We start from the raw sequence: 21,761 nt of genomic DNA on the forward strand, positions 1-21,761 counted from the left end.
AGAGCCCCTATAACACTAGGGCTCCAGCCGGAGAGGCGCCGTGCGGGTGTTTGGAAAATATCGATCAGGATTGAGCAAGGAATGAAAGATATTGATCGTTTATTGGCGCGGAATGGGCGCTAAGTCATCCAGCGGCCTGCCCATACCACGCGACCAATGATGTCGATTGCCTCTAGGTCTTGCTTGGACACGTACATCGTCTGGTAGGCCGAATTAGCGCTAATGATCGCTAGACCGCCATTGATTTGCCGCTGGATTCGCTTGGCGTATAGGTGGTCATCCAACCGAATGACGTAGATAGCCTCGTCGCGGACCTCGCCGCAGCTGTGGTCAATCATCACCGTATCACCATCGCTCAACAGCGGCTCCATTGAGTCACCGCCGATGCGAACGGCTGACATATTCGCTATCTCCAGACCTTGCTTCCGCAAGCTGTAGCGAGTGAACGCCAGCTTGGCCAAGGTCCGCGCGCCCTCCATCCAGGAACCGTGGCCAGCACTCACCCGCGCGTCGTAGAGGGGTACGTAGGCGTAGGTGTCATCCTCTGCGGCTTCATCCGGGGCAGCGCTGTGCATTTCCCCCTCCCCGGTAGCTAGCCAGCCAATGTCCACCCCCGCAGCCTTTGCAATGTCCACACACCGCGCAAGCTTGGGTTCACTGTCGCCGGTCAAGTAGTACTCCAGGGTACGCCTAGGGATAGCGGTTAGTCGCGCGAGTTCATCGCCACTTCCAACCAAGGCGGCGCAGGTTCTAATCCGAGCAGCCAGACCTTCGGTCATTTCGCTTTCCCCTCAGAAGAAAGCGAAATGCAGCCAAGAAAAATAGCTAGATTTCGCTTTGTCAGGAAGCCTTTATATATCAATGACTTAGCCAATTCTCGCCTCTTTATTGATAAATCTGGCAAGCGAAACGCCATTTTTCGCTTTACCAGTTGGCTGTTAATGGCTATGTTTATGCCCTAAGTCACGTTAGACAACCCAAGTAGTCGCCCTGCATGGCGGCTGAAATGGAACGTAGGCATGAACAGAACCGAAATCCCCCGCGACAACAACGTCCGCTGGGAGTGGATCAAATACCAGCTCCGTGCCAGGGGGTCGTCCCTGGCTGAGGTGGCCCGCTCCCTCGACGTCTCCAGCCCGGCAGTCAAAAACGCCAAGCTGACTCCCTACCCTCGGGTAGAGCGCGCCATCGCTGCTGTACTCGACCTCAGCCCGCTAGTGCTGTGGCCAGAGCGCTGGCTAGACGACGAGAATCCGAAGCGGCAACGGCCGAATCGCTCGGAGACCTTGCAGGCATATGTCAGACATATGCCAGGTGCTGAGGAAAATACCAGATACGCTGACCAAGCGCAGCGTAAAGCCGGCGCGGGGGCTTGAACATGGCCCGCCGCAAAGACGATCGAACGCTGGACATCTTCGATGTTCCGCAGCCGGCCCTCGCTATACCTGGTGAGTGCAACTACGCCGCTCAAGTCAGCGAACTGGTCAGCGAAATTCTGAAGGCTTGCGACCTTGACCGTTACGAGGTCGCCGCCCGGATGTCGCGCCTGTCCGGCGATGACGTGAGCAAGAACATGCTCGACGCCTGGTCGAGTCCCGCCCGAACTGATCACAACTTGCCTTTCTACCGCGCCGCCCTTCTGGAGGACGTCTGCGCGAGCCATCTGCTGACCAACTGGCTGGTCGATGTACGTGGCGGCCGCGTGGCTTACGGCCGCGATGCACTGCTCGCCGAACTGGGCCGCCTTGAGCGGACCCGCGAGGAAGCGAGCCGGCAGGCACGTGAACTCAAGCGACTTATGGGAGGTATCTGATGATCAAGCTTATTACTCGTCCAATTCGGGACGCTGTTCGTCGCTGGGTTCGTGAGGAGTTGGCCCTGGTGCAGGCTGAGGAGTATCGCCAGGCCGAGGCTCACGCTGAACGTCTCCTCCAGAACCGTCCGGCCCGTGAGCCGAATCTTTCCGACGTGGCGCGGGAACCGCTCGCAGCAGAGGTCGCGGCCTGGCTGAAGGAAAATCCAGCGTCCCCTCAGGCGGTTTGGAGAGAACGTCGTCTCGCACGCGCTGCAAGAGCTTTGCGGAGGGAGAACCCAAGTCACGACGAAGAATCAGCCATTTGTCGAGGGTGTGATCAATGAGTCGGGAAAAAAGTCTCGGCCTGATCGATGTGGATTGCAGCAGTGCGAACACCACTTCAGATAATGCCTCGTTCATTTCTTCAAGCCGGCCGAGTGACTCTGTCAGATCGTCCAGTTCTTCCTGCAATTCGCGAAACTCTTCTTCGCTGATCATGCCTGCGCCCTCCAAAACGGCTGACAGTATTGAATCCATCGCGCTCGGGCAAGCACAGCTTGACGCTATACATCGCCCGCTTCTCGACGATCTCCGCCATGCCGCCGAGTTCTTCAACTCGGTCGATGGCGACCACGCTTCAGTCTTCAACGGCAGCAGACAGATTGCAGCCGAATGGCTGGAAACTGCCGCTCTCGCCCTTGGTAACGCCCTGATCGCCCAACACGAGGCTACTGGAGGCGGCCATGAGTGAGTGGTTCAGCCCTCAACAACTTGCGGGTATGCCTGGCCTCGGTTCAACAGTACGAGCTGTTCAGTTGCGCGCCAAGCGTGAAGGCTGGACCAGCCAGCGTAGAGTCGGCACTAAAGCGATGGAGTACCACGTTTCGGCCCTGCCGAAAGAAACCCGCGCCGCACTGCTGAACGCCGCCCTGGGCGAGGTGGCCACCAAGGTGGTCCGCCAGGAGACGCAGTTGGCCCTGGTCGAAACCAACCGCCAGCAGCTGGTCGCCGATGCTCGGCAGGGGGTGCTGCACGCCCTGGACCTGATGATGGCCCGCACCGGCTACAGCCGGAAACGCTCCATCACCCTGATGCTGGACATGGCGCGCCTCGGCCAGGTCGAGCCGCAGCTGCTCGCGATGCTCAAGATGGCCCGCGATCCTCGCGGCCGCCCGAGCGCGGATGGCCTGCCGAGCGTGCGCAGCCTGGAGCGCTTCCTGGACCAGGCCGAGCGTGGCGCCCTGGTGCCGAAGGTCCGCCGCCCGGACATGAGCGTTCCCGACTGGGCGCCGGCCTTCATGACGATCTACCAGGGGCCGGAGAAGCGCAGCGCCCGCGCTGCCCATGCACTGCTGGAGAAGCACTGGCAGGGGCAAATGCCCAGCCTGGACCAGGTCTATGCGTTCCTGCGCAAGGTGGGCAACGTCAGCCGCGAGGTCGGGCGCATGGGTGAGCATGAAATCAAGGCGCTGCGCCCGTTCATTCGCCGCGACTTCACCAAGCTGCTGCCGACCGACGTCTATTCCTGCGACGGCCACACGTTCGACGCCGAGGTCCAGCACCCGATGCACGGCCGGCCCTTCCGGCCGGAAATCACCACCATCATCGACATCCGTACCCGTCGAATTCCGGGCTGGTCCACCGGCCTGGCCGAGTCGGCCCTGGTGGTGGTCGATGCCTTGCGCGACGCCTGCACCAAGGGCGGCATCCCGGCCATCTTCTACGTTGACAACGGCTCGGGCTACGTCAACCACATGATGCGCGACGAGGCGGTCGGCCTTATGGGCCGCCTGGGCATCGATATGAAGAACAGCCTGCCATACAACAGCCAGGCGCGGGGCGTGATCGAGCGCGTCCACCAGAGCCTGTGGATTCGCGCCGCCAAGGAACTGCCCGGCTACATCGGCGCCGACATGGACCGCCAGGCCAAGCTGGCCGCCTTCAAGCTGACGCGCCGGGCCATCGCCAAGGGCGGCACCATGCCGCTGATGTCTTGGGAATCTTTTGTCGCGTTCTGCGAACAGCAGATTGCCGAGTACAACGACCGGCCGCACAGCAGCTTGCCGCGCATCGTTGACCCGAACACCGGCCGCCGCCGCCACATGACCCCCAACGAGGCCTGGGCGCTGCACGAAGCGGAGGGTTTCAGCCCGATGCGCGTCACCGACGACGAGGCCCGGCCGCTGTTCCGGCCCCAGGTGCTGCGCACCGTCCGCCGCTGCGAACTGGAGTTCATCGGCAACCGCTACTTCGCCCGCGAGCTGGAGGAATTCCACGGCGACCAGGTGGCCGTGGGCTACGACATCCACGACGCCAGCAAGGTGTGGGTCTACGACGGCGAGGGGCGCTTCCTCTGCACCGCAGAGCTGAACGGCAACAGCCGCGACTACATGCCAGCTTCGTATGTCGAGCGTGCCCGCGAGAAACGCGCAGAGGCCCGCGAGAAGCGCGCCCTGGCTCACCTCGACGAGATTCGCGCCGAGCGTGACGGCGGGTATGCCCTGGAAATGGATGCGCCGCTGTCCATCCCCGGCCTCGGCACAATCACCCCCGAGCAACTCCGGTCGCGCAGCGCCGCGACCCTTGAAGTGCAGGCCGAGCGGATCGACGAACCGCGCCCGGCCGCAGCCACCACCCAAGCCACCACTGCCCAGGTCTTCACCCTGCCGACCGCTCCCGCCCAGCGCTACCGGCAGTGGTGCGAGCTGGCCGAGCGGCAGCGCTCCGGCCAACCCATCGAGCCGGACGCCGCCCAGTGGTTCGAGGTTTACCCCAAATCCAAAGAATTCGCCGCCCAGCAGCGGCAAGCATGAAAGGAGCTGTATTCATGACCACCCCGAAAACCACCCAACTGGCCAATGGCATGGCCGACATCGCCAACATCGCCCTTTGCGATATCGCCCTGGAGAAAGCGCTGTCGCGTACCTCCACGTTGCCCGGCCTGGTCTGCTTCTACGGCCCGTCCGGCTTCGGCAAATCCGTTTCGGCCGCCTGGGTCGCCAATCGCCGCCGCGCCTACTACGTCCAGGCCAAAAGCGTCTGGACCCGCAAGCACACGCTGAAGTCGATCCTGGGCGAAATGGGCATCAAGCCGGCCGGCACGATCCCGGAAATGGCCGACCAGATAGCCGAGGAACTGGCCGCCAGCGGCCGCCCGCTGATCATCGACGAAATGGACCACCTGGTCGCCTCTGGCCAGGTCGAGCTGATTCGCGACCTGTACGAGTCCAGCCAAGCCTCCATCTTGCTGATCGGCGAGGAAATGCTGCCGACCAAGCTGAAGAAGTTCGAACGCTTCCATGGCCGCGTGCTGAGCTGGGTTCCGGCCCAGCCAGTGTCCCTGGAGGACGCCCGCAACCTGGCGCCGGTCTACAGCCCCGGAGTGGCTATCGCTGACGATCTGCTCGCGCACCTGGTGAAGAAGTCCCTGGGCTCTGTCCGTCGCGTCGCGGTGAACCTGGAGCAGTTGGCCGAGGCCGCCACCGTTCAGGGCCGGCGCGAGCTGGAACTGGCCGACCTCCAGCGCCTGAACCTGGAGCTGTACACCGGTGCGGCCCCGAGCCCGAGGACTTCGAAATGAGCCTCGGCAAAAACCCGGCTCACCTGTCCATGGTCGGGGGCAAGAGCCCCCGCCAGCAGATGTGGGAAGTCATCCGGGCCAACCGCGAAGAGTTCACCGTCTACCGCGTGGCGCGCCGCTCCAACCAGCACGACAAGACTGTCGAGAAGTATGTCGCCTGCCTGCGCCTGGGCGGCTACGTCGAGGCGATCCGCGGATTCAAGCGCGGCGAAGAGGTCGTGTTTCAGCTGATCCGCGACAACGGCGTCGAGGCACCGAACCTGAACGCCGATGGCAAGCCATCCCAGCAGGGATACACCACCGAGGCGGTCTGGCGGACGTTGCGAATCCTCGGTCCAGCGACCCCGGAGCAGATCGCCGCATCGGTGGCGGCCTCGGGCACGACCGTCTCGCCCAGCACCGTTCAGCGCTACTTCATCGACCTCCAAAACGCCGGATACCTGACCCGCAACGGCCGCCATTACGCCCTCAAGCCAGGCCGCTACACCGGCCCTCGGCCGCCCATCGTCCAGCGCGAGACGCGCCGCCAGGTCTACGACCCGAACCTTGACCAGGTCATGTGGAGTTCGCACGGCGAGTACCAGCACAACCGGAGTCGTTCGCGGGGCGCTGCCCAGGCTGGCGTGGCGGATACCGAAGAAAACAACGAATCAGGCGGCTGAAGCCGTGATGAAGACGGTGCCGAGGGGTGGCCGCCCCTCGACACCTACCACCACCCGGAAGGAGAGGAGCCATGCAAATGCATGCACAGCAAGGCGGTAGCGCCGCGAAGGCTAGCACAAGCCACTTTCGCGGCACTACGAACATTGAGGAGTACATCCGCGACATGGCGAGCCGTGGGTTCAGTCGTCGGGCCGTGAGTAAGGCCCTGGGTATGCAGTCGCGGAAGTTTAAGGAACTCCTGGAACTCCTGCCAGAAATGGACTGGGTGCCTCCTTGTCAGTCGTGGGACCGCCTGCGCGCTGACCAGGAGAAGAAGGGACGCAAGTGTCCGATGACAGAGGGGCGTCTGCGCTCGATTGTCGCGGCGAGGCGCGCCGCGATGGCAAAACACACCCGCTACACCGCGTTTGGTGTAACAGCCACCTTGCCGGAGCTGGTGAGCCAGTTCGGCCAGGTCACCGCCGCCACCGTGCGCATGCGGTTGGCCAAGGGAATGCCTCTGGAGCAGGCCCTTGCCTCCGTGCGCAGCGATCCTTGTGGAAGGAAGGTCGCTGATAGCCATCCCTGGAAACAGGAGGCGCACCAGGGGGCTATCAATCACCTTGAGCGTCAAACCGCTGCAATGCAGGAACGCGTTCAGGGGGAGCGCCTGGACCGGGCGGCCTCACTGCTGAGCCAGGAGGTGCCGCCATGCGCCGAACACTGATCCCCATCGGCATCTTCCTGGCCCTCGGCCTACTGCTGATCCTGGCCGGTGATGCCCTGATGCTCGGCCGCCGCCTCATTGCCTGGCAGTGGGGGTGCTGATGGAACGCGCAATCGATCTGTCGGCCTGGGGCGAGCGTCCGCCTGTCTTCGTCCAGCTGCTCGCCGCTGAGGTGGCCCGCAGCAGCCAGACGAAAGCCGGCGAGGCAATCGGCATGAGCCGTTCGACCGTCAGCACCATCCTCGCCAACCGCTACCCGTCGCCCTCGACGATCCGCGTCGAGCGCCGCGTCCTGGCCGCGCTGAGCCGTATTGAGTGCCCGGCCTTGGGCGAGGCGGTGACCTCGGTCGAGTGCAGCGAGTACCTCCAGCGGCCGGCGCCGCTGAACAACCCCGTCGCGATGCGCTGCTGGAAAGCGTGCCGCGCCTGTCCACGCAACCCGCATACCGCCCCCATGAAACGAGAGGAACAAGGCCATGAGAACCGCATTGCCCTTGAAAGTCTTGACGCCTGACTTGGCCCTGAGCCTGCGCACCTTCAACGATGCCGCCCGGTTGCTCCAGCGCATGGGGGTTCGCCTGCATCGCCTGGAGCCGACAGAGGGGCGCGTGACCATTGCCGCAGATGACGCCCGCCAGCTCCTGGAGAAAGGCTACCTGATGGGTTTCCAGCGTGACGCCTCGGCCGGCAGCACCCGTTATATCACCCGCTTCCAGGGCATCACCCTGGCCTGGAGCGAACCGATCAGCTACCGCGACTTCGCCGGCAGCAAACCCGTAATTCACTGAAAAGGACTACCCCATGAACGACGTACATATCCCCGAGGGCTACCGGATGGACGGGCAAAAGCGCCTGATCCCGGAGGCCACCATCAAGCCCGTTGACCTGGCCCGCGACCAGTTGGTTATGGAGCTGGTGGGCAAGGCCAAGGCAGTCCAGAGCGAGCTGGCCCGCTTCAAGGCTTCCGCGTTCGGCGACATCGACGCTTTCGTCGATCTGTCGGTCGAGCAGTACGGCACCAAGCTTGGAGGCAAGAAAGGGAACGTCTCCCTCCTGAGCTTCGATGGCCGCTACATGATCAAGAAAGCGATCCAGGAAACCATCCAGTTCGACGAGCGTATCCAGGCCGCCCGCGAGCTGATCGAGGAATGCCTTCGCGACTGGACCCAGGGCGCCAGGCCCGAAGTGGTCACCCTGGTAACCAACGCTTTCCGCACTGACACGAAGGGCGAAATCCGTACCGCCCGAGTGCTCGCCCTGCGCCGCCTGGACATCCAAGACGAGCGCTGGCTGCGAGCCATGAATGCGATTGGCGACGCCTGCCAGGCGGTGGGTTCCAAGGCCTACATCCGCGTCTATGAACGGGTCGGCGACAGCGACCAGTACCAGCAGATCAGCCTCGATATGGCGGGGGTGTGATATGGCCCGCAACCGCGCGCAACAGCTGTGCATCGTCACCTTGGACTATCAGCGTTTCCTGTTACCCCAGGCTGATGCACTCAAGCTGATAGACATCATGAGTCGAGCCGCAGAGGTTCAGGCCGACTACGCCTCTGGAGCTGGGTTCAAGTACACCGTCGGCGAAGCGCCGGAAGTCGAGTTGACGGTAGTGCGCCCCAGTCAATTGGTCATGCCGCAGGCCGAGCCGGCCCCAGCTACACCACGCGCTCGCCGGAAGTCTCCGGCCCAGGTCACGCACGATGCCATTCGGCTGCTGGAGGGGCTCTGATCATGACCAAGACGTTCGCCATGTGCCGCATCGACGGCCTGATCGAGCTGCGGGAGGAACACCCAGGCGAGGGCTACTTCGCCCTTGCCGTGGGCGACTTGGCCAGCGTGCGGGCGGCGGTCTTTGCAACCGCTGAGCCGCACCAGGTCGGCAAGAAAGTCGCCCGGCGCGTACCGGGTGTGAGCCCCGACGCCACCGACCGCGAGAACCTGGGTTCCATCGCCCGCTACATCCAGACCCTGGGCCAGCAGGATCGGCCTGGCTTCCGTGCGCTGGGGGTGTGAAATGCAGCAGTCCAACCCCTTCAATCATCCCGGACAGAGCTATGGCGCCGTAGACGTCGATAGCCGTCTCCGCGCCGTTGCCGGCTTCGACCTGGAGCAATGCCGCGCTGCGCTCGCGGTCACCGGCCTCCAGAAGATCGTCGAGCAGAAAATTCGCACCCGCATCCGCCAGCTGGAAAAGCAGGCATCCGCACAGAAGGAGGCATAACCATGGCCGTATACACCATCACCCTCAGCGACACCGAAGGCGGAATAGATTTCTCCATGCAAGGCCCGCCGCTGCACGACTCCGAAGCATCGAAGATCGCCTACGCCCTTATGCAATAGACCATGTCCCTCGGCCGAGAACTCGCAAAGCAGAACGGAGTTGGTAACGCCGTTTCCTGCGCCTGCGACGAGTGCCTGGCACGCCGCGCTCGCGGCGAGGAACCGCAACAGGAAATCCACTACACCACGGCCAAGAGCCGCACCGTCCACTGAGCGAAACCGCCCCGGCCTGGCCGGGACGGTCTGCCGGACGTGGTGGTCCGGTACTGATGAGCAGCCACCCATGACGAACGAAACCAAGACAGACCGCCAGCGCCGCCTGGCGCGGGAACGCCAACGGGCGAAGCGCGAGCGCGATGCCCTGCGCCGCGCTGCGCTGGGCGGTCGCCGCTTCAACATGGACATGTACCAGGGAACGGCGGATGCACTCGATCTGATCTGCGCGGCCGGTGGCTTCGCCGAGCCGGCCGAGGCGGTCACCTTGCTCCTACACAACGTTGCCGAAATTGCTGAGCGTGACGCGTCACGTTTTGCCGAATTGATCCAAAAGAGAAACCATCCAGGGAGGACCAAGCGATGAGCCTACGCGCCGTCAACCTCGCAAAAATCCACATCGCCAAGGCCCAGCTGGGCATGGACGATGACACCTATCGCGCATTGCTCGCTCGCGTCGCGGGCGTGCGCTCGGCCAAGGACCTAGGGCCGCGCCAGATCGACCACGTACTTGTCGAACTCCAGCGCCTGGGCTGGAAACCGAAGAGCAACCGGCAGGGCCGGGCGACGCCAAAAGTGCCGCAAAACCGGCAAACCGTGCTGCGCAAAATCACCGCGCTCCTGGCCAGCGCCCATCGCCCCTGGAGCTACGCCGACCATATGGCCCGGCGCATGTTCCAGGTCGAGCGGGTCGAGTGGCTGGACGACAGCCAGCTCTACCGGCTGATGCAGGCGCTTATCATCGACAGGAGCCGCCATGAGCAGGTCTGAGGTGGATCTTCGGGAGGTCCAGGACATGCTGCCGGATACCGTCCGCGACATGGCCGGACGCATCGGGCTGCCGGCCACCCTGGTGGTGGTCGAGCAACTCGGCGGCACGTCCTGGCGGATAGCCGAGGGCCGGGCGCGGAGAGGCGAAGCGCGCCGGGCTGCGCTGGCCGAACTGGTGGGCAGCGACATCGAGGAGCAGCTTCACACGCACTATCGGGGCGAAGAAATTTACGTGGCTCGCTGCCACAAGGCGCTGGTACGGTGGCGCGACCTGGAGATCGTCGAGCGCTTCGAACAGGGCTTGCGTGATGGGCAAACCGCCCGTAGCCTGCTCAGCGATCTTGCCCGCAAGTACAACCTGTCCGACCGCTGGATATGGGAGATTGTCAACCGGCCGAGCGAGCCGGCACCGCAGCAATCCACCCTGTTCCACTAAGCCGGGGCGCAACGCCCCGGCCGGCGTCTCCGCGCCGATCCTGTCTCAGCCGTTGAACCCCTTCCGCTAATCCCGCGTCGCACTCGCCGCCAGGATGGCGGCATGAGCACATCTAGCCCCCCAACGTCTCTACGCAGCCCCCGCGACTACGCCGCCGCCATCCTGGCCGAGCCCAGCCGCGAGCGTCGTAACGCTCTGCTGGAAGCCTGCCCGGTCAACTGGCAGCCACTTGTTCGGGCGCACGTCGAGGACGCCTTCGCGAAGGTCAAGGCGTATCGCCAGATGATGGACCACCGCGCCGAGTCGATCCGGCGCGGCCCGCCTCCAGCTCCCCGCGTCACCGACACCGATTTCCGCATATCCAACTACACCAAGTCCGCCCCGGAGGTAGGCAATGCGCACCTATCCGCAATTCGGGCAGCGCTCGCAACGGAAGCACCAAATGCCTGATCCCGCATCCACCTCGGCCGGCAGCGCCGCGCTGCTGAAAATGTTTGGCATCCATATCAGCGCGGGCGCCCTGGCAGCCGCCCTGGGCTTCCTGGTCCTGTGGCCCAGGACCATGAAAGAGGGGTTTGCCCGGCTGTTCTGCACCATCGTCGCGTCCAGCGTCTTCGGCCCGATCCTGGTCGTTTACCTGCACTCCAACCGCCCCGAGCTGTTCGAGTCCGCCCAGGTGGTGGCCGGGCTCTACCAGTTAGAGCCGGCAGTCGGCCTGCTGTTCGTTTCCGCTCCGCTCCTGGTGATTGCCGGTCTGCCCGCCTGGTGGCTGATCGGGGCGGCCCTGCGCCTGTTTGAGCGGGACGGCGATTCATGGCTGGGCGCGTTCGCCCAGTGGGTAAAACGCAAACTGGAGAACACCTGATGGCCCTTCAACCTCGCGGCATCCGCAACAACAACCCCGGCAACATCGTTTGGTCGGCACGCAACAACTGGCAGGGTCAACTCCCCCACGACCCGCAGATCGAACCGCGCTTCTGTCGTTTCGACACGGCGCATAACGGCACCCGCGCATTGGCCAAGCTGCTGCTGAACTACCGCAAGGTCTATGGCCTGCGCACCGTCGAATCGCTGATCGCACGCTGGGCGCCGTCGAACGAGAACAACACCCGCGCCTATGCCTCGGCGGTGGCCCGAGCGATGGGAGTTCCGCCGCAGGCCAGCCTGCACCTGGACCAGGCCACCCTGGTCGCTCTGGTGACCGCCATCATTCACCAGGAAAACGGGCAGCAGCCCTACAGCGCCGAGCAGATCGCCCAGGCCGTGCGGGAGGTGCTGTGATGCAACGCCCCAGCGGAATCAGCCTCAGCGATCTGTTCGCGATCTGCCGTGAAGACCCGGCCAACCGGTGGCTCTGGATACGCCTCTATCTCCGCGACCTGCTGGCCCGCGTCGTGGTTCTGGTCTTCATGGCAATCGGTGCCGCAGGCCTCGCCTATGGCCTGGGAGGGGCGTTCGCCTACGGCTTCATGCAGACCGTTGCGTCCTACCAAGTCCAGCTCAGCGTCGAGAAGTCGCCATGACCTGGCGCGTCGGCCTGATTGTCTTTGTGCTCCTGGTGATGGTCTGGACGGCCGGCTGGTGGGGCGGTCGCGAGGCTGGCCTGGCCGATGGGCGCGCCGCCTGCGCCGACGCACAGACCCGCGCATATCGCGACGTCCTGGAGCAATCGGCGGCACAACTGACGAAGGTCCAGGACACCAGCGCGGCTCTTTTCCAGCGCCTGGCCAAGCGGGCCGACAGCGACCAACAAACTACTCGGGAGCTTCGCCATGCCCTGGCCGAAACCGCTGCTGATCGCGCTGCCTGCCGCTTTCCTGCTGGCGTCATGCAGCAGCTCGAAACCGCCCGTCAACGTGCCGCCAAGGCCACTACCGGCGGCCTTGGCTCAACCGTGCCCGACCCCGGTGGCGGTGACTGATGACAGCCCCGATGCCACCGCAATTGCCCTCAAACAACTCTACGACCAATACGGCGTTTGCGCCGGCCTGCACTGGGACACCGTGCGACACCTTCAAAAGGACTGATCCGATGACCGAAAAGAAAGCCTCTCCCGAGTTCGAACTGCTGCAACGCATCGACGGCCGCCTGGAGCGCTTCGAGGACCGATTCCCGCAGATCGAGCGTAAGGCCGTGCTGTACGGCTCGGCGGCCGGCGCGCTGGCGGGTGGCCTGGTTGCCTGCGGCCTGCTCGCGGCGCGTATCAAGCTCGGTATCTGAGGTAGTCCATGGCGCACCCGAAGGAAACCCGCGACGCCTTGCGCCGCGCCTATGTCCTCGACCGGCAGTCCCTTGAGGTCGCGGCCGCCATGTTCGGCGTCTCCTACGGCACCGCCCGCCGCTGGAAACAGCAGGCGGAAGCCGAGGGGGACGACTGGGACAAGGCGCAATCGGCGCAGTTGCTGGCCGGTGGTGGGCTGGAGGACGTGGCGCGCCAGGTGCTGGCCGGCCTGGTGACTCAGTTCCAGGCCACGATGGAAGCCATCCAGGTAGACGCGGAAATCAAGCCCGCCGTGAAGGTGCAGCTGCTCGCCAGCCTGGCCGATGCCTACAACAAGACGGTCAGCGCGTCCAAACGTGTTCTGCCCGAGACATCAGCGCTGGCCACCGCGATGGAAGTGCTCCAGCGCCTGGCCAGCTTCATCCGTGAGCGGTTCCCGCAGCACGCCCAGGCATTCGCCGAGGTGCTGGAGCCGTTCGGTGAAATCATTGCAAAGGAGATCGGATAATGTCGATGAGCCCGGAGAACCTGGCCGTTCTGGCGGATATGACGGTACGTCTGCTGGAGCTGCGGCAGAACGAATGCAAGAACCTGGTTGTCGAGGACAGCGCGCCGATACTGTTCGGAAAGCTGGTCGGCAGTTATCTGGATGCTCTGGCGAAAGAAGTGCCCACCACGGCAAAGGTGGTGAGCGTCACGAACAGGGTTGACCTTAAGAGTCTTCTGGGTCGGGCAGTATTCCCAGAAGCCGGTTCTTGACCATGTGGAAAACCTCCGGGTCTACATGGTCAGGGACGCGGCTGAAGTTACGCTCAAGGCTTTCTTCCCAAGCCTTCCTGCCTTCTTCACTGGCAGACATGACTTCTGCGACCGAGATCAGCCCCCGTAGTACGGCGGCAATGAGCGTATCGCGCTCTTTTATCGCCTCTACCTCTTCCACCCCGAATACTTTCGGACCAGTCATTCTTGACGCTCCTAGCGTTGGTTAGAAGCCATGAAGAGTAGCACCAGGGACTTCCTGGCGGACATCGCCCAGCTTGCGGGAGAGTTCCGTCGCCAGATCGAGGCCGAGGTCGCAGGTTTCGACCCCGACTCGAAGGCCAGCGCCGCCCGGCGTGAACGGGCCAGCGCGGACTATGAGTATTTCGCCCGGACCTACTTCCCGCACTACGTGAAGCGCGGTAACGCGCTGCTCCACGACTACCTCTACAAGCGGTTGCCCGAGCTGGTGGACCACCCGGACGGCCAGCACGAAGCCATTGCGGCGCCGCGTGGTAATGCCAAGTCCACCCTGGTGAGCCAGATATTCGTGATCTGGTGCGTACTCACCGGCCGCAAGCATTACCCCCTGATCATCATGGATGCCTTCGAACAGGCCGCCACGATGTTGGAGGCGATCAAGGCGGAGCTGGAGTTCAACCCGCGCCTGGCCATGGACTTCCCCCAGGGCGCCGGCAAGGGCCGCGTCTGGCAGGTCGGCACCATCGTTACGGCGAACGATGCCAAGGTCCAGGTCTTCGGCTCCGGCAAGCGGATGCGCGGCCTTCGACACGGCCCGCACCGTCCTGACCTGGTGATCGGCGACGACCTGGAGAACGACGAGAACGTCCGCAGCCCGGAGCAGCGCGACAAGCTGGAAAACTGGCTGAAGAAAACCGTTCTGTCCCTCGGCTCGGCCGACGACACCATGGACGTGATCATCATCGGGACCATCCTTCACTACGACTCGGTCCTGTCGCGCCTGCTGAAAAACCCGCTGTGGAAGCGGCGCAAGTTCAAGGCGATCATCGAATGGCCGCACCGCATGGACCTGTGGGAGAAGTGGGAGGAACTTCTGCTCAACTCCGACGACGAGGGCGCCGCCGCACTGGCCTTCTACCAGGAACGCGTCGCCGCCATGGAGGACGGCGCGATCATCTGCTGGCCGGATGGGCAGCCCCTCTACAAACTCATGGTGAAACGTGCCCGCGATGGGCACTCGGCGTTCGACTCGGAACAGCAGAACGACCCTGTCCAGGGCGAAAACGCCCCCTTCGCCGCCTGCATCACGTTCTGGGTCAACCGCCTGGCGCAGTGGATGTTCTACGGCGCGTGCGACCCGTCCCTGGGTAAGCAAGGCTCCAGTCGCGACCCCAGCGCCATCCTGGTGGGTGGGTTCAATCGGGAAACAGGCGTCCTGGACGTGGTCGAGGCTGCCATCCGCAAGCGCCTGCCGGACAAGATCATCGAGGACATCATCACCATGCAGCGGGCCTATCACTGCCTGGTGTGGGGCGTTGAGGCGGTCCAGTTCCAGGAGTTTCTGCGCACCGAGCTGGTGAAGCGCTCGGCCAAGGCTGGCTGCCCAGTACCTGCCCGAGCGATCACGCCACACGCCGACAAGCTACTGCGCATCGAAAGCCTCCAGCCGCACATGGCCAACGGCCTAATCCGTCTGCATCCAAGCCAGACCGTCCTGGAACAACAGCTGCGGCACTTCCCGGCCGCAGACCACGACGATGGCCCCGACGCCCTGCACATGCTCTGGATGCTAGCCACCACGGGGTTCGCGCCGATAGAGGCGACCTTGGTCAAACGCCGGCATGAATACGCGCCCGGCCTTGACGATTCTTTTGACACTGGCGGCCGCTTCGGCGGCGCATGGTAGGTACTACACATGGCACAAATCGTTGACGTCTACGGTAACCCGATCCGAACCCAGCAGTTGCGCGAGCCGCAGACCTCGCGCCTGGCCGGCCTGGCGAAGGAGTTCGCCCAGCACCCGGCCAAAGGGCTGACGCCGGCCAAGCTGGCTCGCATCCTGGTCGAGGCCGAACAGGGCAACCTCCAAGCCCAAGCCGAACTGTTCATGGACATGGAGGAACGCGACGCCCACCTGTTCGCCGAAATGAGCAAGCGAAAGCGCGCAATCCTTGGCCTGGATTGGGCGGTCGAGCCCCCGCGTAACGCCTCGGCGGCCGAGAAAGCCGATGCCGACTACCTGCACGAGCTGTTGCTCGACCTGGAAGGGCTGGAGGACTTGCTGCTCGATGCGCTGGACGGCATCGGCCACGGCTACAGCTGTATCGAGCTGGAGTGGGCGTTACAAGGGCGCGAGTGGATGCCGCTGGCGTTCCACCACCGACCGCAGAGCTGGTTCCAGCTCAACCCCGAAGACCAGAACGAGCTGCGGCTGCGCGACAACAGCCCGGCCGGCGAAGCCTTGCAGCCCTTCGGCTGGATCATTCACCGGCCGCGTGCGCGCTCCGGCTATGTGGCCCGCAGCGGCCTGTTCCGCGTGCTGGCCTGGCCGTACCTGTTCCGCCACTACGCCACCTCCGACCTGGCGGAAATGCTGGAAATCTATGGCCTGCCGATCCGGCTGGGGAAATATCCGCCAGGTACTGCCGACGAGGAAAAGGCAACCTTGCTGCGGGCCGTTACCGGCCTGGGTCACGCTGCCGCTGGGATCATCCCCGAAACCATGGCCATCGACTTCCAGCAGGCGGCGCAGGGCAGCAGCGAGCCGTTCCTGGCGATGATGCGGCAAAGCGAAGACGCCATATCCAAGGCGGTCCTGGGCGGTACCCTGACCAGCACCACCAGCCAGTCAGGCGGCGGCGCTTTTGCCCTGGGCCAGGTACATAACGAGGTTCGGCACGACTTGCTGGCATCCGATGCCCGCCAATTGGCGGCAACGTTGTCCCGCGATCTGCTCTGGCCGCTCCTGGTGCTGAATCGCCCTGGTAGTCCCGACGTGCGCCGGGCGCCGCGCCTAGTCTTCGACCTGCGCGAGCAAGCCGACATCACCAGCATGGCCCAGTCGATTCCGGCGCTGGTCAACGTGGGGCTGGAGATTCCCAGCGCCTGGGTCTATGACAAGCTCGGCATCCCGCAGCCTGCCAAGAATGAGCCAGTTCTGCGTTCGGCTGCGCAGCCTGCGATCCTGAGCCGACAGCATGGACAACGGGTGGCGGCCTTGGCCACCATCGTTGGCCCACGCTATGGCGATCAGCAGGCGCTGGACAAGGCGCTGGCTGACCTGCCGGCGAAGGACATGCAAAACCAGGCCAACGACCTGCTCGCCCCGCTCCTGGAAGCGGTCAACCGCGGAGACAGCGAAACCGAACTACTCGGCGCCCTCGCCGAAGCGTTCCCGGACATGGATGACAGCGCCCTGACGGACGCGCTCCACCGGCTGCTGTTCGCCGCCGATACCTGGGGCCGTCTCCACGGCAACCTGGACCGGATCGACTGATGGCCGCTCCGACCGAAGCCGATCTGCGGGCCATCTTCGCCCTGCGGCCGGCCGCCGCTATCGAGTATCTGGAGCGCAAGGGCTTCGCGATCACTTGGAACTGGCATGACGTTGACGCGGCCACCCACGCCCGCGCTCTGACCGTTGCCAGAGCAGCACGCCTGGACGTGCTCCAGGACATTCGCGACGCCCTGGTCGAGAACCTGGAGCGCGGCGAGACGCTACGAGATTTCAAGCGCAACCTGCGGCCGACCCTGGAGGCGAAGGGCTGGTGGGGTCGCCAGGTGGTAGTCGCGCCGGATGGCGGCGCCGAGGTCGCACAACTGGGCAGCCCGCGCCGCCTGGATACCATCTACCAGACCAACATGCAGTCGGCCTACATGGCAGGGCGCTACGCGGCCGCCTACGAAGCCAGGGAAACCCACCCTTACTGGATGTATGTGGCGGTGATGGATGGCGTTACCCGGCCCAGCCATGCCGCCCTGCATGGGAAAGTGTTCAGGTGGGACGATCCGATCTGGCAGCACATCACCCCGCCCAATGGCTACAACTGCCGGTGCCGGATCGTTGCCTTGACGGAGGCCGCTGTCCGCCGTCGCGGCCTGACCGTCGAATCCAGTCAGGGCAAGACCGGCCAGGTCACCGTCGAAACCGGCGTGGACCGGCGCACAGGGGAGATTCGCGAACAGACCCTGACCACCCTGGAGACGACCGACCGGGCCGGGCGGAAGATCCAATTTCGCCCCGATGCCGGGTTCGACGGCAGCCCCGTACAGAGTCACCTGATGGACCAGGTGCTGTACGACAAGGCCGAGCGCACCCTGGGAGCCCCAGCCGCAATCGACGAGGTGCGGGGTGTGCTGCTGGACCCGGTCCGCCAGCGCGCCTGGGCGGCCTTCGTAGATCGCGCCGCGTCCCCCCAGGGGCAGACCATGTCCATCGGCGTGCTCGATCCGACCGATATCACCTACGCCCTAGCCCAGGGCGCCCAGTTGCGGGCCGGCGTGGTCGCCACCAGCGATACCGCAATTCGCAACAGTGCTGTCGCTCGCGAGCAGCTCGCCAGCCTGCCGCAGCGCTTCGCCCAGCCTGACCTGGTGCTGTGGGAGCGCGGCAGCGAGTCGTTGGTCTACATCGTCCAGGCCGATAGCGCGGCCCTGGCTATCCGTCTGCGCGGCGAGATATACGGGCCCGGCCAACTGGAAAATGTCGGCCAGGTTATGGAAATCACCATGGATAGCATCCAGGATGGCCTGGCGACGGGCCGCTACAGGAGAGTGCGCTAGTGACAACTAGGATCGACGTCGAGCTGGACGACCAGGAGGTTCGCCAGCGCCTGGCGCTGCTGATGCGCTCGGTGACCGATACGCTGCCGGTCATGCGTGGCATCGCTGCCGAGCTGCTCGCGGAAACTGAGTTCGCCTTTATGGACGAGGGGCCGGGCTGGCCGCAGCTCAGCCCCGTGACTGTCGCCGCTCGCGAGGCTAAGGGGCGTGGTCCACACCCGATCCTCCAGGTCACAAACGCCCTGGCTCGCTCGGTCACGACCTGGGCGGATCGCAACGAGGCGGGAATCGGGTCCAACTTGGTCTATGCGGCCATCCACCAATTTGGTGGCGACGCCGGCCGGGGTCACCAGGTCGAAATTCCTGCACGGCGGTATCTGCCTTTCGACGAAAACGGCCAACTGGCGGCCGGCGCTCGGCAGTCAATTCTGGAGATCGTCCTAACAGCCTTGAGCCGAAATCGGTAGTGGCCACTTTCGGACAAGCGGCACATTGTGCCTATTGCGAATTAGGCACAATGTGCCTAATCTAACGTCATGCCAGCCACAACGGCGAGGCGCCAAGAAGGATAGAAGCCATGAAAATCACCAACGACACCACCACCTACGAAGTGGCCGAACTGATGGGTTCGGAGGCTGACGAACTCGATGGACGTATCATGATGGGGCTGCTCAGCCGCGAATGCGTGGTAGACACTGACGACCTGAGCGAGGATCAATGGCTGGCTCTGATCGACGAGTCGCAGAAAGTTCGCCGCGAACAGGAGGCAGAATGATGACCATCAGTAAGACAGACATTGACTGTTACCTCCAGACCTACGTTGTTATCGACCCAGTAAGCAACGGGTGGCAGTGGGGAATCGATGAGAATGGAGTCGGTGGCGCCCTCCATCATGGCCGAGTAGAGATGGTTGAAGGTGAGAATGGTTACTTCGGTTTGCGTGGCGCCACTCACCCGACCGAGAAGGAAGCCATGGCCGCCGCGCTCGGGTATCTGTGGAAGTGCCGACAGGACCTGGTGGCCATCGCTCGCAATGATGCAATTGAAGCCGAGAAATACCGTGCCAAGGCCTGACGCCTCCAGCCACAACCCAGACCCGCGCTACCTGCGCGGGCTGCTCAAGAAAGCCGGCATCAGCCAGCGGCGCGCAGCCGAGCTGCTCGGCCTCAGTGACAGGGTGATGCGCTATTACCTGAGCGAGGACATCAAGGAGGGCTACCGCCCCGCGCCGTATACCGTCCAGTTCGCCCTGGAGTGCCTGGCGAACGACCCGCCATCTGCGTGATCACCTGATCCGCCCGCAAACGCGCTACACGCGCCGAAACGGGGTTAGTCGCTACCTAGCATCAGAGTCGGTGCGTTAACCCCGTTAGAACCCCGTTAGAAATCGCTCCAGCGCCATTCGTGTGCCAGGGTTTGGCCAGAAGATGGCGCCGGACGGTTTCCGCAGTCGTTGAACCCCTTCCCGTAACCGCCGCGCTCGACCGTCGCCACCATTGGCGGCATGGAAAAGAACCGCCTACTCGTTGCCATCGCCGCCTGCTCGTTCCAGCTTCCCCAGCTGGAGGATGGCAGCGCCTGGATTCAAGTCACTCCAGCTGGTGAGTTCCGGCCCACGGACGGGCGCCCCATGGACGTGCCGGCCTGGCGGATCGATGCCGCCAGCGCCGCCGCCGTGATCGACCGGGCCAGGGCACGCAAGACACCGCCTGTCCTGGACTATGAGCACCAGACCCTCAAGAAAGAGGAAAACGGCCAGCCGGCGCCTGCTGCCGGCCGCTTCCTCGATTTCGAATGGCGCGAAGGCTCCGGCCTGTGGGGCCGTGTCGAATACACCGCCCGCGCCGCACGGATGATCGAGGACGGTGAGTATCTCTACTTCTCGCCGGTCTTCAGCTACGCCCCGGACGGCACGGTCCTGTCGATTCTGATGGGCGCCATCACCAACGACCCCGCCATCGATGGCATGGAGCCGCTCGCCCGCCGAGCGGCGGCCACCTTTGGCCTTTACCCCACCCAAGAGGAAACCTCCGTGGATGAACTCCTGAAAGCCATCATCGAGGCGCTGTCGCTCAAGGAAGGGGCGACCGAGGCCGAAGCCATCGCCGCCCTGACCGCGCTCAAGCCGGCCTTGGACGCACAGGCGGCCAGCCTGGCCACGCTGCGCGAAACCCTCGACCTGGCCAAGGACGCTAGCGTCGAGCAGATCGCCGCCGCCACCAGCCAACTGAAGAAGGCCGACCCGAGCCAGAAACCCGACCCGGCCAAGTTCGTGCCGTTGGAAGCTGTGACGGACCTCCAGGAGCAAATCGCCGCTCTGACCGCACGCCTCAATGGTGGCGAGCTGGACAAGCTGGTCGGCGCTGCGCTCCAGGACGGTCGCCTGCTGCCCTCCCTGGAGCAGTGGGCACGCGACCTGGGCGGTAAGGACATCGGCCAGCTCAAAGCGTACCTGGACAAGGCCGCGCCGATTGCCGCGCTGACCCGCCTGCAAGGCCGCCAGCCGGAGGGCGACACCCACAACCTCACCGACGCCGAGATGGAGGCCGCCCGTCTGACCGGGATCAGCCCCGCCGACTACGCCAAGGCAAAAGGAGCCTGACCCATGGCCATCATTACTCCGGCGCTGATTAGCGCACTGAAAACCTCGTTCCAGAAGCATTTCCAGGACGCCCTGGCGACGGCACCCAGCACCTACCTCCAGGTTGCCACGGTGATTCCGTCCACCACCGCCAGCAACACCTATGGCTGGCTGGGGCAGTTCCCCAAGCTGCGCGAGTGGATCGGTCAGCGTGTCATCAAGGACATGGCGGCCCAGGGCTACCAGATCACCAACAAGCTCTTCGAATCGACCGTGGGCGTAAAACGTACCGACATCGAGGACGACAACCTCGGCGTCTACGGACCGCTCATGCAGGAAATGGGGCGCGCTGCCGGCGCGCATCCCGACGAGCTGGTCTTCGCCCTGCTCAAGGCCGGCAACGCCAATCTCTGCTACGACGGTCAAAACTTCTTCGACACCGATCACCCGGTCTATCCGAACGTGGATGGCACCGGCACGGCGACCACCGTTAGCAACCTGTTCGCGCCGGCCGCTGATCCGGGGGCGGCCTGGTATCTGCTCGACACCAGCCGCAGCCTCAAGCCGTTGATCTACCAGGAGCGCATGAAGCCGTCGTTCACTTCGATGACCAAGGAAGACGACGAGCAGGTCTTCATGGCCGACGAGTACCGCTACGGCGTGCGCTCCCGCTGCAATGTCGGATTCGGTTTCTGGCAACTGGCAGCGATGTCCACCGAAGAGCTGAACAAGGCGAACTTCGAGAAAGTTTACGACGCCATGCGCAACCAGAAGGCCGACGGCGGCCGTCCGCTGGACATTCGCCCGAACCTGCTGGTGGTCCCGACCACTCTGCGCTCCAAGGCCAAGGAAGTGGTCGGGGTGCAACGTCTGGCCAATGGCGCGGACAACCCCAACTTCGAACTGGTCCAGGTACTCGATACCGCCTGGCTCAACTGATAGCCCCAGACGGAACGCCTGCCAGGCCAAGGATGGCCACCTTCTTCCAGCTA

General features: G+C 64.1%; 35 protein-coding genes and 1 other RNA gene. 35 read left to right on the forward strand and 1 reads right to left on the reverse strand.

The window, feature by feature from the left end; translation table 11 throughout:
* Positions 1-119: 119 nt before the first annotated feature.
* Complete coding sequence (locus VQ065_RS27705) at positions 120-779, reverse strand: XRE family transcriptional regulator (RefSeq protein WP_015994775.1); 660 nt, start codon at positions 777-779, stop codon at positions 120-122.
* A 240-nt stretch (positions 780-1,019) separates the two neighbouring features.
* On the opposite strand from VQ065_RS27705, the gene VQ065_RS27710 reads away from it, so the two are divergent.
* The 35 genes from VQ065_RS27710 (at position 1,020) to VQ065_RS27880 (ending at position 21,708) form a co-directional block, all read left to right on the forward strand.
* Positions 1,020-1,376, forward strand: coding sequence for a helix-turn-helix domain-containing protein (locus VQ065_RS27710; RefSeq protein WP_015994776.1), 357 nt, complete (start codon positions 1,020-1,022; stop codon positions 1,374-1,376).
* A 2-nt stretch (positions 1,377-1,378) separates the two neighbouring features.
* Positions 1,379-1,813: a hypothetical protein gene (locus VQ065_RS27715; protein WP_015994777.1), complete on the forward strand. Its 435-nt coding sequence runs from the start codon at positions 1,379-1,381 to the stop codon at positions 1,811-1,813.
* A gap of 322 nt (positions 1,814-2,135) precedes the next feature.
* Positions 2,136-2,546: a hypothetical protein gene (locus VQ065_RS27720; RefSeq protein ID WP_031631676.1), complete on the forward strand. Its 411-nt coding sequence runs from the start codon at positions 2,136-2,138 to the stop codon at positions 2,544-2,546.
* 28 nt (positions 2,547-2,574) lie between these two features.
* Positions 2,575-4,608 carry a DNA-binding protein gene (locus VQ065_RS27725; protein WP_226342770.1) on the forward strand — a complete coding sequence of 678 codons (2,034 nt, stop codon included), beginning with the start codon at positions 2,575-2,577 and terminating at the stop codon, positions 4,606-4,608.
* A gap of 14 nt (positions 4,609-4,622) precedes the next feature.
* The gene (locus VQ065_RS27730; RefSeq protein WP_023107240.1) at positions 4,623-5,375 is read left to right on the forward strand and encodes an AAA family ATPase; all 753 of its coding nucleotides are present in this window, start codon (positions 4,623-4,625) and stop codon (positions 5,373-5,375) included.
* Positions 5,372-6,037, forward strand: coding sequence for a hypothetical protein (locus VQ065_RS27735; protein WP_023107239.1), 666 nt, complete (start codon positions 5,372-5,374; stop codon positions 6,035-6,037). The genes VQ065_RS27730 and VQ065_RS27735 overlap by 4 nt, the downstream gene beginning before the upstream one ends.
* Before the next feature lie 71 nt (positions 6,038-6,108).
* Positions 6,109-6,744, forward strand: coding sequence for a hypothetical protein (locus VQ065_RS27740; protein ID WP_015984364.1), 636 nt, complete (start codon positions 6,109-6,111; stop codon positions 6,742-6,744).
* A 100-nt stretch (positions 6,745-6,844) separates the two neighbouring features.
* Complete coding sequence (locus tag VQ065_RS27745; protein WP_003099415.1) at positions 6,845-7,258, forward strand: hypothetical protein; 414 nt, start codon at positions 6,845-6,847, stop codon at positions 7,256-7,258.
* Entirely contained in the window at positions 7,221-7,532 is a 312-nt protein-coding gene (locus VQ065_RS27750; RefSeq protein ID WP_023107238.1) for a hypothetical protein, read from the forward strand. The genes VQ065_RS27745 and VQ065_RS27750 overlap by 38 nt, the downstream gene beginning before the upstream one ends.
* Before the next feature lie 13 nt (positions 7,533-7,545).
* Positions 7,546-8,163 carry a DUF3164 family protein gene (locus tag VQ065_RS27755; protein WP_023107237.1) on the forward strand — a complete coding sequence of 206 codons (618 nt, stop codon included), beginning with the start codon at positions 7,546-7,548 and terminating at the stop codon, positions 8,161-8,163.
* 1 nt (position 8,164) lies between these two features.
* Positions 8,165-8,473 (forward strand): hypothetical protein, encoded by a 309-nt coding sequence (locus tag VQ065_RS27760; protein ID WP_031641684.1) that lies wholly within the window; start codon positions 8,165-8,167, stop codon positions 8,471-8,473.
* Positions 8,474-8,475: 2 nt separating this feature from the next.
* Entirely contained in the window at positions 8,476-8,757 is a 282-nt protein-coding gene (locus tag VQ065_RS27765) for a hypothetical protein (protein WP_003094504.1), read from the forward strand.
* 1 nt (position 8,758) lies between these two features.
* Positions 8,759-8,965 (forward strand): hypothetical protein, encoded by a 207-nt coding sequence (locus VQ065_RS27770; RefSeq protein ID WP_003094506.1) that lies wholly within the window; start codon positions 8,759-8,761, stop codon positions 8,963-8,965.
* A 122-nt stretch (positions 8,966-9,087) separates the two neighbouring features.
* On the forward strand, positions 9,088-9,237 hold the full coding sequence (locus VQ065_RS27775; RefSeq protein ID WP_226342769.1) for a hypothetical protein: 150 nt from the start codon (positions 9,088-9,090) through the stop codon (positions 9,235-9,237).
* Positions 9,236-9,307, forward strand: an RNA gene (locus VQ065_RS27780) — hammerhead ribozyme type II. Before VQ065_RS27775 ends, VQ065_RS27780 begins: the two co-directional genes overlap by 2 nt.
* Entirely contained in the window at positions 9,308-9,604 is a 297-nt protein-coding gene (locus VQ065_RS27785) for a hypothetical protein (RefSeq protein ID WP_023108326.1), read from the forward strand. It abuts the RNA gene before it with no gap.
* A complete protein-coding gene (locus VQ065_RS27790; RefSeq protein WP_003094519.1) occupies positions 9,601-10,008 on the forward strand; it encodes a gp16 family protein in 408 nt (135 codons plus the stop codon). Before VQ065_RS27785 ends, VQ065_RS27790 begins: the two co-directional genes overlap by 4 nt.
* Positions 9,995-10,444, forward strand: a complete 450-nt coding sequence (locus VQ065_RS27795; protein ID WP_003137290.1) for a Mor transcription activator family protein — start codon at positions 9,995-9,997, stop codon at positions 10,442-10,444. Before VQ065_RS27790 ends, VQ065_RS27795 begins: the two co-directional genes overlap by 14 nt.
* A 102-nt stretch (positions 10,445-10,546) precedes the next feature.
* A complete protein-coding gene (locus tag VQ065_RS27800) occupies positions 10,547-10,894 on the forward strand; it encodes a hypothetical protein (RefSeq protein WP_016068581.1) in 348 nt (115 codons plus the stop codon).
* Positions 10,887-11,309: a hypothetical protein gene (locus VQ065_RS27805; protein ID WP_003137288.1), complete on the forward strand. Its 423-nt coding sequence runs from the start codon at positions 10,887-10,889 to the stop codon at positions 11,307-11,309. The genes VQ065_RS27800 and VQ065_RS27805 overlap by 8 nt, the downstream gene beginning before the upstream one ends.
* Positions 11,309-11,725 (forward strand): structural protein, encoded by a 417-nt coding sequence (locus tag VQ065_RS27810; RefSeq protein ID WP_003094530.1) that lies wholly within the window; start codon positions 11,309-11,311, stop codon positions 11,723-11,725. Before VQ065_RS27805 ends, VQ065_RS27810 begins: the two co-directional genes overlap by 1 nt.
* Entirely contained in the window at positions 11,725-11,967 is a 243-nt protein-coding gene (locus tag VQ065_RS27815) for a hypothetical protein (protein ID WP_003094532.1), read from the forward strand. The genes VQ065_RS27810 and VQ065_RS27815 overlap by 1 nt, the downstream gene beginning before the upstream one ends.
* On the forward strand, positions 11,964-12,365 hold the full coding sequence (locus tag VQ065_RS27820; protein ID WP_003094534.1) for a hypothetical protein: 402 nt from the start codon (positions 11,964-11,966) through the stop codon (positions 12,363-12,365). Before VQ065_RS27815 ends, VQ065_RS27820 begins: the two co-directional genes overlap by 4 nt.
* Positions 12,366-12,475: 110 nt before the next feature.
* Positions 12,476-12,664 carry a hypothetical protein gene (locus VQ065_RS27825; RefSeq protein ID WP_003094538.1) on the forward strand — a complete coding sequence of 63 codons (189 nt, stop codon included), beginning with the start codon at positions 12,476-12,478 and terminating at the stop codon, positions 12,662-12,664.
* An 8-nt stretch (positions 12,665-12,672) separates the two neighbouring features.
* The gene (locus VQ065_RS27830) at positions 12,673-13,173 is read left to right on the forward strand and encodes a DUF1804 family protein (protein ID WP_003094540.1); all 501 of its coding nucleotides are present in this window, start codon (positions 12,673-12,675) and stop codon (positions 13,171-13,173) included.
* On the forward strand, positions 13,173-13,424 hold the full coding sequence (locus tag VQ065_RS27835) for a hypothetical protein (protein ID WP_003094542.1): 252 nt from the start codon (positions 13,173-13,175) through the stop codon (positions 13,422-13,424). Before VQ065_RS27830 ends, VQ065_RS27835 begins: the two co-directional genes overlap by 1 nt.
* A gap of 235 nt (positions 13,425-13,659) precedes the next feature.
* Complete coding sequence (gene terL, locus VQ065_RS27840) at positions 13,660-15,312, forward strand: phage terminase large subunit (protein WP_003094543.1); 1,653 nt, start codon at positions 13,660-13,662, stop codon at positions 15,310-15,312.
* Positions 15,313-15,321: 9 nt separating this feature from the next.
* Positions 15,322-16,902: a DUF935 domain-containing protein gene (locus tag VQ065_RS27845; protein WP_003094544.1), complete on the forward strand. Its 1,581-nt coding sequence runs from the start codon at positions 15,322-15,324 to the stop codon at positions 16,900-16,902.
* Positions 16,902-18,188 (forward strand): phage head morphogenesis protein, encoded by a 1,287-nt coding sequence (locus VQ065_RS27850; protein WP_003094545.1) that lies wholly within the window; start codon positions 16,902-16,904, stop codon positions 18,186-18,188. Before VQ065_RS27845 ends, VQ065_RS27850 begins: the two co-directional genes overlap by 1 nt.
* Entirely contained in the window at positions 18,188-18,655 is a 468-nt protein-coding gene (locus VQ065_RS27855; RefSeq protein ID WP_003094546.1) for a phage virion morphogenesis protein, read from the forward strand. Before VQ065_RS27850 ends, VQ065_RS27855 begins: the two co-directional genes overlap by 1 nt.
* A 110-nt stretch (positions 18,656-18,765) precedes the next feature.
* On the forward strand, positions 18,766-18,963 hold the full coding sequence (locus VQ065_RS27860) for a hypothetical protein (RefSeq protein WP_003094549.1): 198 nt from the start codon (positions 18,766-18,768) through the stop codon (positions 18,961-18,963).
* Entirely contained in the window at positions 18,960-19,262 is a 303-nt protein-coding gene (gene acrFgp36, locus VQ065_RS27865) for an anti-CRISPR protein AcrFgp36 (protein WP_016068584.1), read from the forward strand. The genes VQ065_RS27860 and acrFgp36 overlap by 4 nt, the downstream gene beginning before the upstream one ends.
* Positions 19,225-19,473, forward strand: a complete 249-nt coding sequence (locus tag VQ065_RS27870; protein WP_031632011.1) for a winged helix-turn-helix domain-containing protein — start codon at positions 19,225-19,227, stop codon at positions 19,471-19,473. The genes acrFgp36 and VQ065_RS27870 overlap by 38 nt, the downstream gene beginning before the upstream one ends.
* 219 nt (positions 19,474-19,692) lie before the next feature.
* Positions 19,693-20,790 (forward strand): phage protease, encoded by a 1,098-nt coding sequence (locus VQ065_RS27875; RefSeq protein WP_003094556.1) that lies wholly within the window; start codon positions 19,693-19,695, stop codon positions 20,788-20,790.
* A gap of 3 nt (positions 20,791-20,793) precedes the next feature.
* The gene (locus tag VQ065_RS27880) at positions 20,794-21,708 is read left to right on the forward strand and encodes a Mu-like prophage major head subunit gpT family protein (RefSeq protein WP_003094558.1); all 915 of its coding nucleotides are present in this window, start codon (positions 20,794-20,796) and stop codon (positions 21,706-21,708) included.
* Positions 21,709-21,761: the final 53 nt, after the last annotated feature.

Origin of the sequence: Pseudomonas sp. KBN10P06128, from assembly GCF_037574945.1 — a bacterium.
In the GTDB taxonomy this organism is placed as follows: domain Bacteria; phylum Pseudomonadota; class Gammaproteobacteria; order Pseudomonadales; family Pseudomonadaceae; genus Pseudomonas; species Pseudomonas aeruginosa.

Excerpts from the sequence above, each read along its gene's own strand:
- VQ065_RS27705 (WP_015994775.1), bottom strand. The coding sequence starts at position 779 with ATGACCGAAGGTCTGGCTGCTCGGATTAGAACCTGCGCCGCCTTGGTT.
- VQ065_RS27710 (WP_015994776.1), top strand. The coding sequence starts at position 1,020 with ATGAACAGAACCGAAATCCCCCGCGACAACAACGTCCGCTGGGAGTGG.
- VQ065_RS27715 (WP_015994777.1), top strand. The coding sequence starts at position 1,379 with ATGGCCCGCCGCAAAGACGATCGAACGCTGGACATCTTCGATGTTCCG.
- VQ065_RS27720 (WP_031631676.1), top strand. The coding sequence starts at position 2,136 with ATGAGTCGGGAAAAAAGTCTCGGCCTGATCGATGTGGATTGCAGCAGT.
- VQ065_RS27725 (WP_226342770.1), top strand. The coding sequence starts at position 2,575 with ATGCCTGGCCTCGGTTCAACAGTACGAGCTGTTCAGTTGCGCGCCAAG.
- VQ065_RS27730 (WP_023107240.1), top strand. The coding sequence starts at position 4,623 with ATGACCACCCCGAAAACCACCCAACTGGCCAATGGCATGGCCGACATC.
- VQ065_RS27735 (WP_023107239.1), top strand. The coding sequence starts at position 5,372 with ATGAGCCTCGGCAAAAACCCGGCTCACCTGTCCATGGTCGGGGGCAAG.
- VQ065_RS27740 (WP_015984364.1), top strand. The coding sequence starts at position 6,109 with ATGCAAATGCATGCACAGCAAGGCGGTAGCGCCGCGAAGGCTAGCACA.
- VQ065_RS27745 (WP_003099415.1), top strand. The coding sequence starts at position 6,845 with ATGGAACGCGCAATCGATCTGTCGGCCTGGGGCGAGCGTCCGCCTGTC.
- VQ065_RS27750 (WP_023107238.1), top strand. The coding sequence starts at position 7,221 with ATGAGAACCGCATTGCCCTTGAAAGTCTTGACGCCTGACTTGGCCCTG.
- VQ065_RS27755 (WP_023107237.1), top strand. The coding sequence starts at position 7,546 with ATGAACGACGTACATATCCCCGAGGGCTACCGGATGGACGGGCAAAAG.
- VQ065_RS27760 (WP_031641684.1), top strand. The coding sequence starts at position 8,165 with ATGGCCCGCAACCGCGCGCAACAGCTGTGCATCGTCACCTTGGACTAT.
- VQ065_RS27765 (WP_003094504.1), top strand. The coding sequence starts at position 8,476 with ATGACCAAGACGTTCGCCATGTGCCGCATCGACGGCCTGATCGAGCTG.
- VQ065_RS27770 (WP_003094506.1), top strand. The coding sequence starts at position 8,759 with ATGCAGCAGTCCAACCCCTTCAATCATCCCGGACAGAGCTATGGCGCC.
- VQ065_RS27775 (WP_226342769.1), top strand. The coding sequence starts at position 9,088 with ATGTCCCTCGGCCGAGAACTCGCAAAGCAGAACGGAGTTGGTAACGCC.
- VQ065_RS27785 (WP_023108326.1), top strand. The coding sequence starts at position 9,308 with ATGACGAACGAAACCAAGACAGACCGCCAGCGCCGCCTGGCGCGGGAA.
- VQ065_RS27790 (WP_003094519.1), top strand. The coding sequence starts at position 9,601 with ATGAGCCTACGCGCCGTCAACCTCGCAAAAATCCACATCGCCAAGGCC.
- VQ065_RS27795 (WP_003137290.1), top strand. The coding sequence starts at position 9,995 with ATGAGCAGGTCTGAGGTGGATCTTCGGGAGGTCCAGGACATGCTGCCG.
- VQ065_RS27800 (WP_016068581.1), top strand. The coding sequence starts at position 10,547 with ATGAGCACATCTAGCCCCCCAACGTCTCTACGCAGCCCCCGCGACTAC.
- VQ065_RS27805 (WP_003137288.1), top strand. The coding sequence starts at position 10,887 with ATGCCTGATCCCGCATCCACCTCGGCCGGCAGCGCCGCGCTGCTGAAA.
- VQ065_RS27810 (WP_003094530.1), top strand. The coding sequence starts at position 11,309 with ATGGCCCTTCAACCTCGCGGCATCCGCAACAACAACCCCGGCAACATC.
- VQ065_RS27815 (WP_003094532.1), top strand. The coding sequence starts at position 11,725 with ATGCAACGCCCCAGCGGAATCAGCCTCAGCGATCTGTTCGCGATCTGC.
- VQ065_RS27820 (WP_003094534.1), top strand. The coding sequence starts at position 11,964 with ATGACCTGGCGCGTCGGCCTGATTGTCTTTGTGCTCCTGGTGATGGTC.
- VQ065_RS27825 (WP_003094538.1), top strand. The coding sequence starts at position 12,476 with ATGACCGAAAAGAAAGCCTCTCCCGAGTTCGAACTGCTGCAACGCATC.
- VQ065_RS27830 (WP_003094540.1), top strand. The coding sequence starts at position 12,673 with ATGGCGCACCCGAAGGAAACCCGCGACGCCTTGCGCCGCGCCTATGTC.
- VQ065_RS27835 (WP_003094542.1), top strand. The coding sequence starts at position 13,173 with ATGTCGATGAGCCCGGAGAACCTGGCCGTTCTGGCGGATATGACGGTA.
- terL (WP_003094543.1), top strand. The coding sequence starts at position 13,660 with ATGAAGAGTAGCACCAGGGACTTCCTGGCGGACATCGCCCAGCTTGCG.
- VQ065_RS27845 (WP_003094544.1), top strand. The coding sequence starts at position 15,322 with ATGGCACAAATCGTTGACGTCTACGGTAACCCGATCCGAACCCAGCAG.
- VQ065_RS27850 (WP_003094545.1), top strand. The coding sequence starts at position 16,902 with ATGGCCGCTCCGACCGAAGCCGATCTGCGGGCCATCTTCGCCCTGCGG.
- VQ065_RS27860 (WP_003094549.1), top strand. The coding sequence starts at position 18,766 with ATGAAAATCACCAACGACACCACCACCTACGAAGTGGCCGAACTGATG.
- acrFgp36 (WP_016068584.1), top strand. The coding sequence starts at position 18,960 with ATGATGACCATCAGTAAGACAGACATTGACTGTTACCTCCAGACCTAC.
- VQ065_RS27870 (WP_031632011.1), top strand. The coding sequence starts at position 19,225 with ATGCAATTGAAGCCGAGAAATACCGTGCCAAGGCCTGACGCCTCCAGC.
- VQ065_RS27875 (WP_003094556.1), top strand. The coding sequence starts at position 19,693 with ATGGAAAAGAACCGCCTACTCGTTGCCATCGCCGCCTGCTCGTTCCAG.
- VQ065_RS27880 (WP_003094558.1), top strand. The coding sequence starts at position 20,794 with ATGGCCATCATTACTCCGGCGCTGATTAGCGCACTGAAAACCTCGTTC.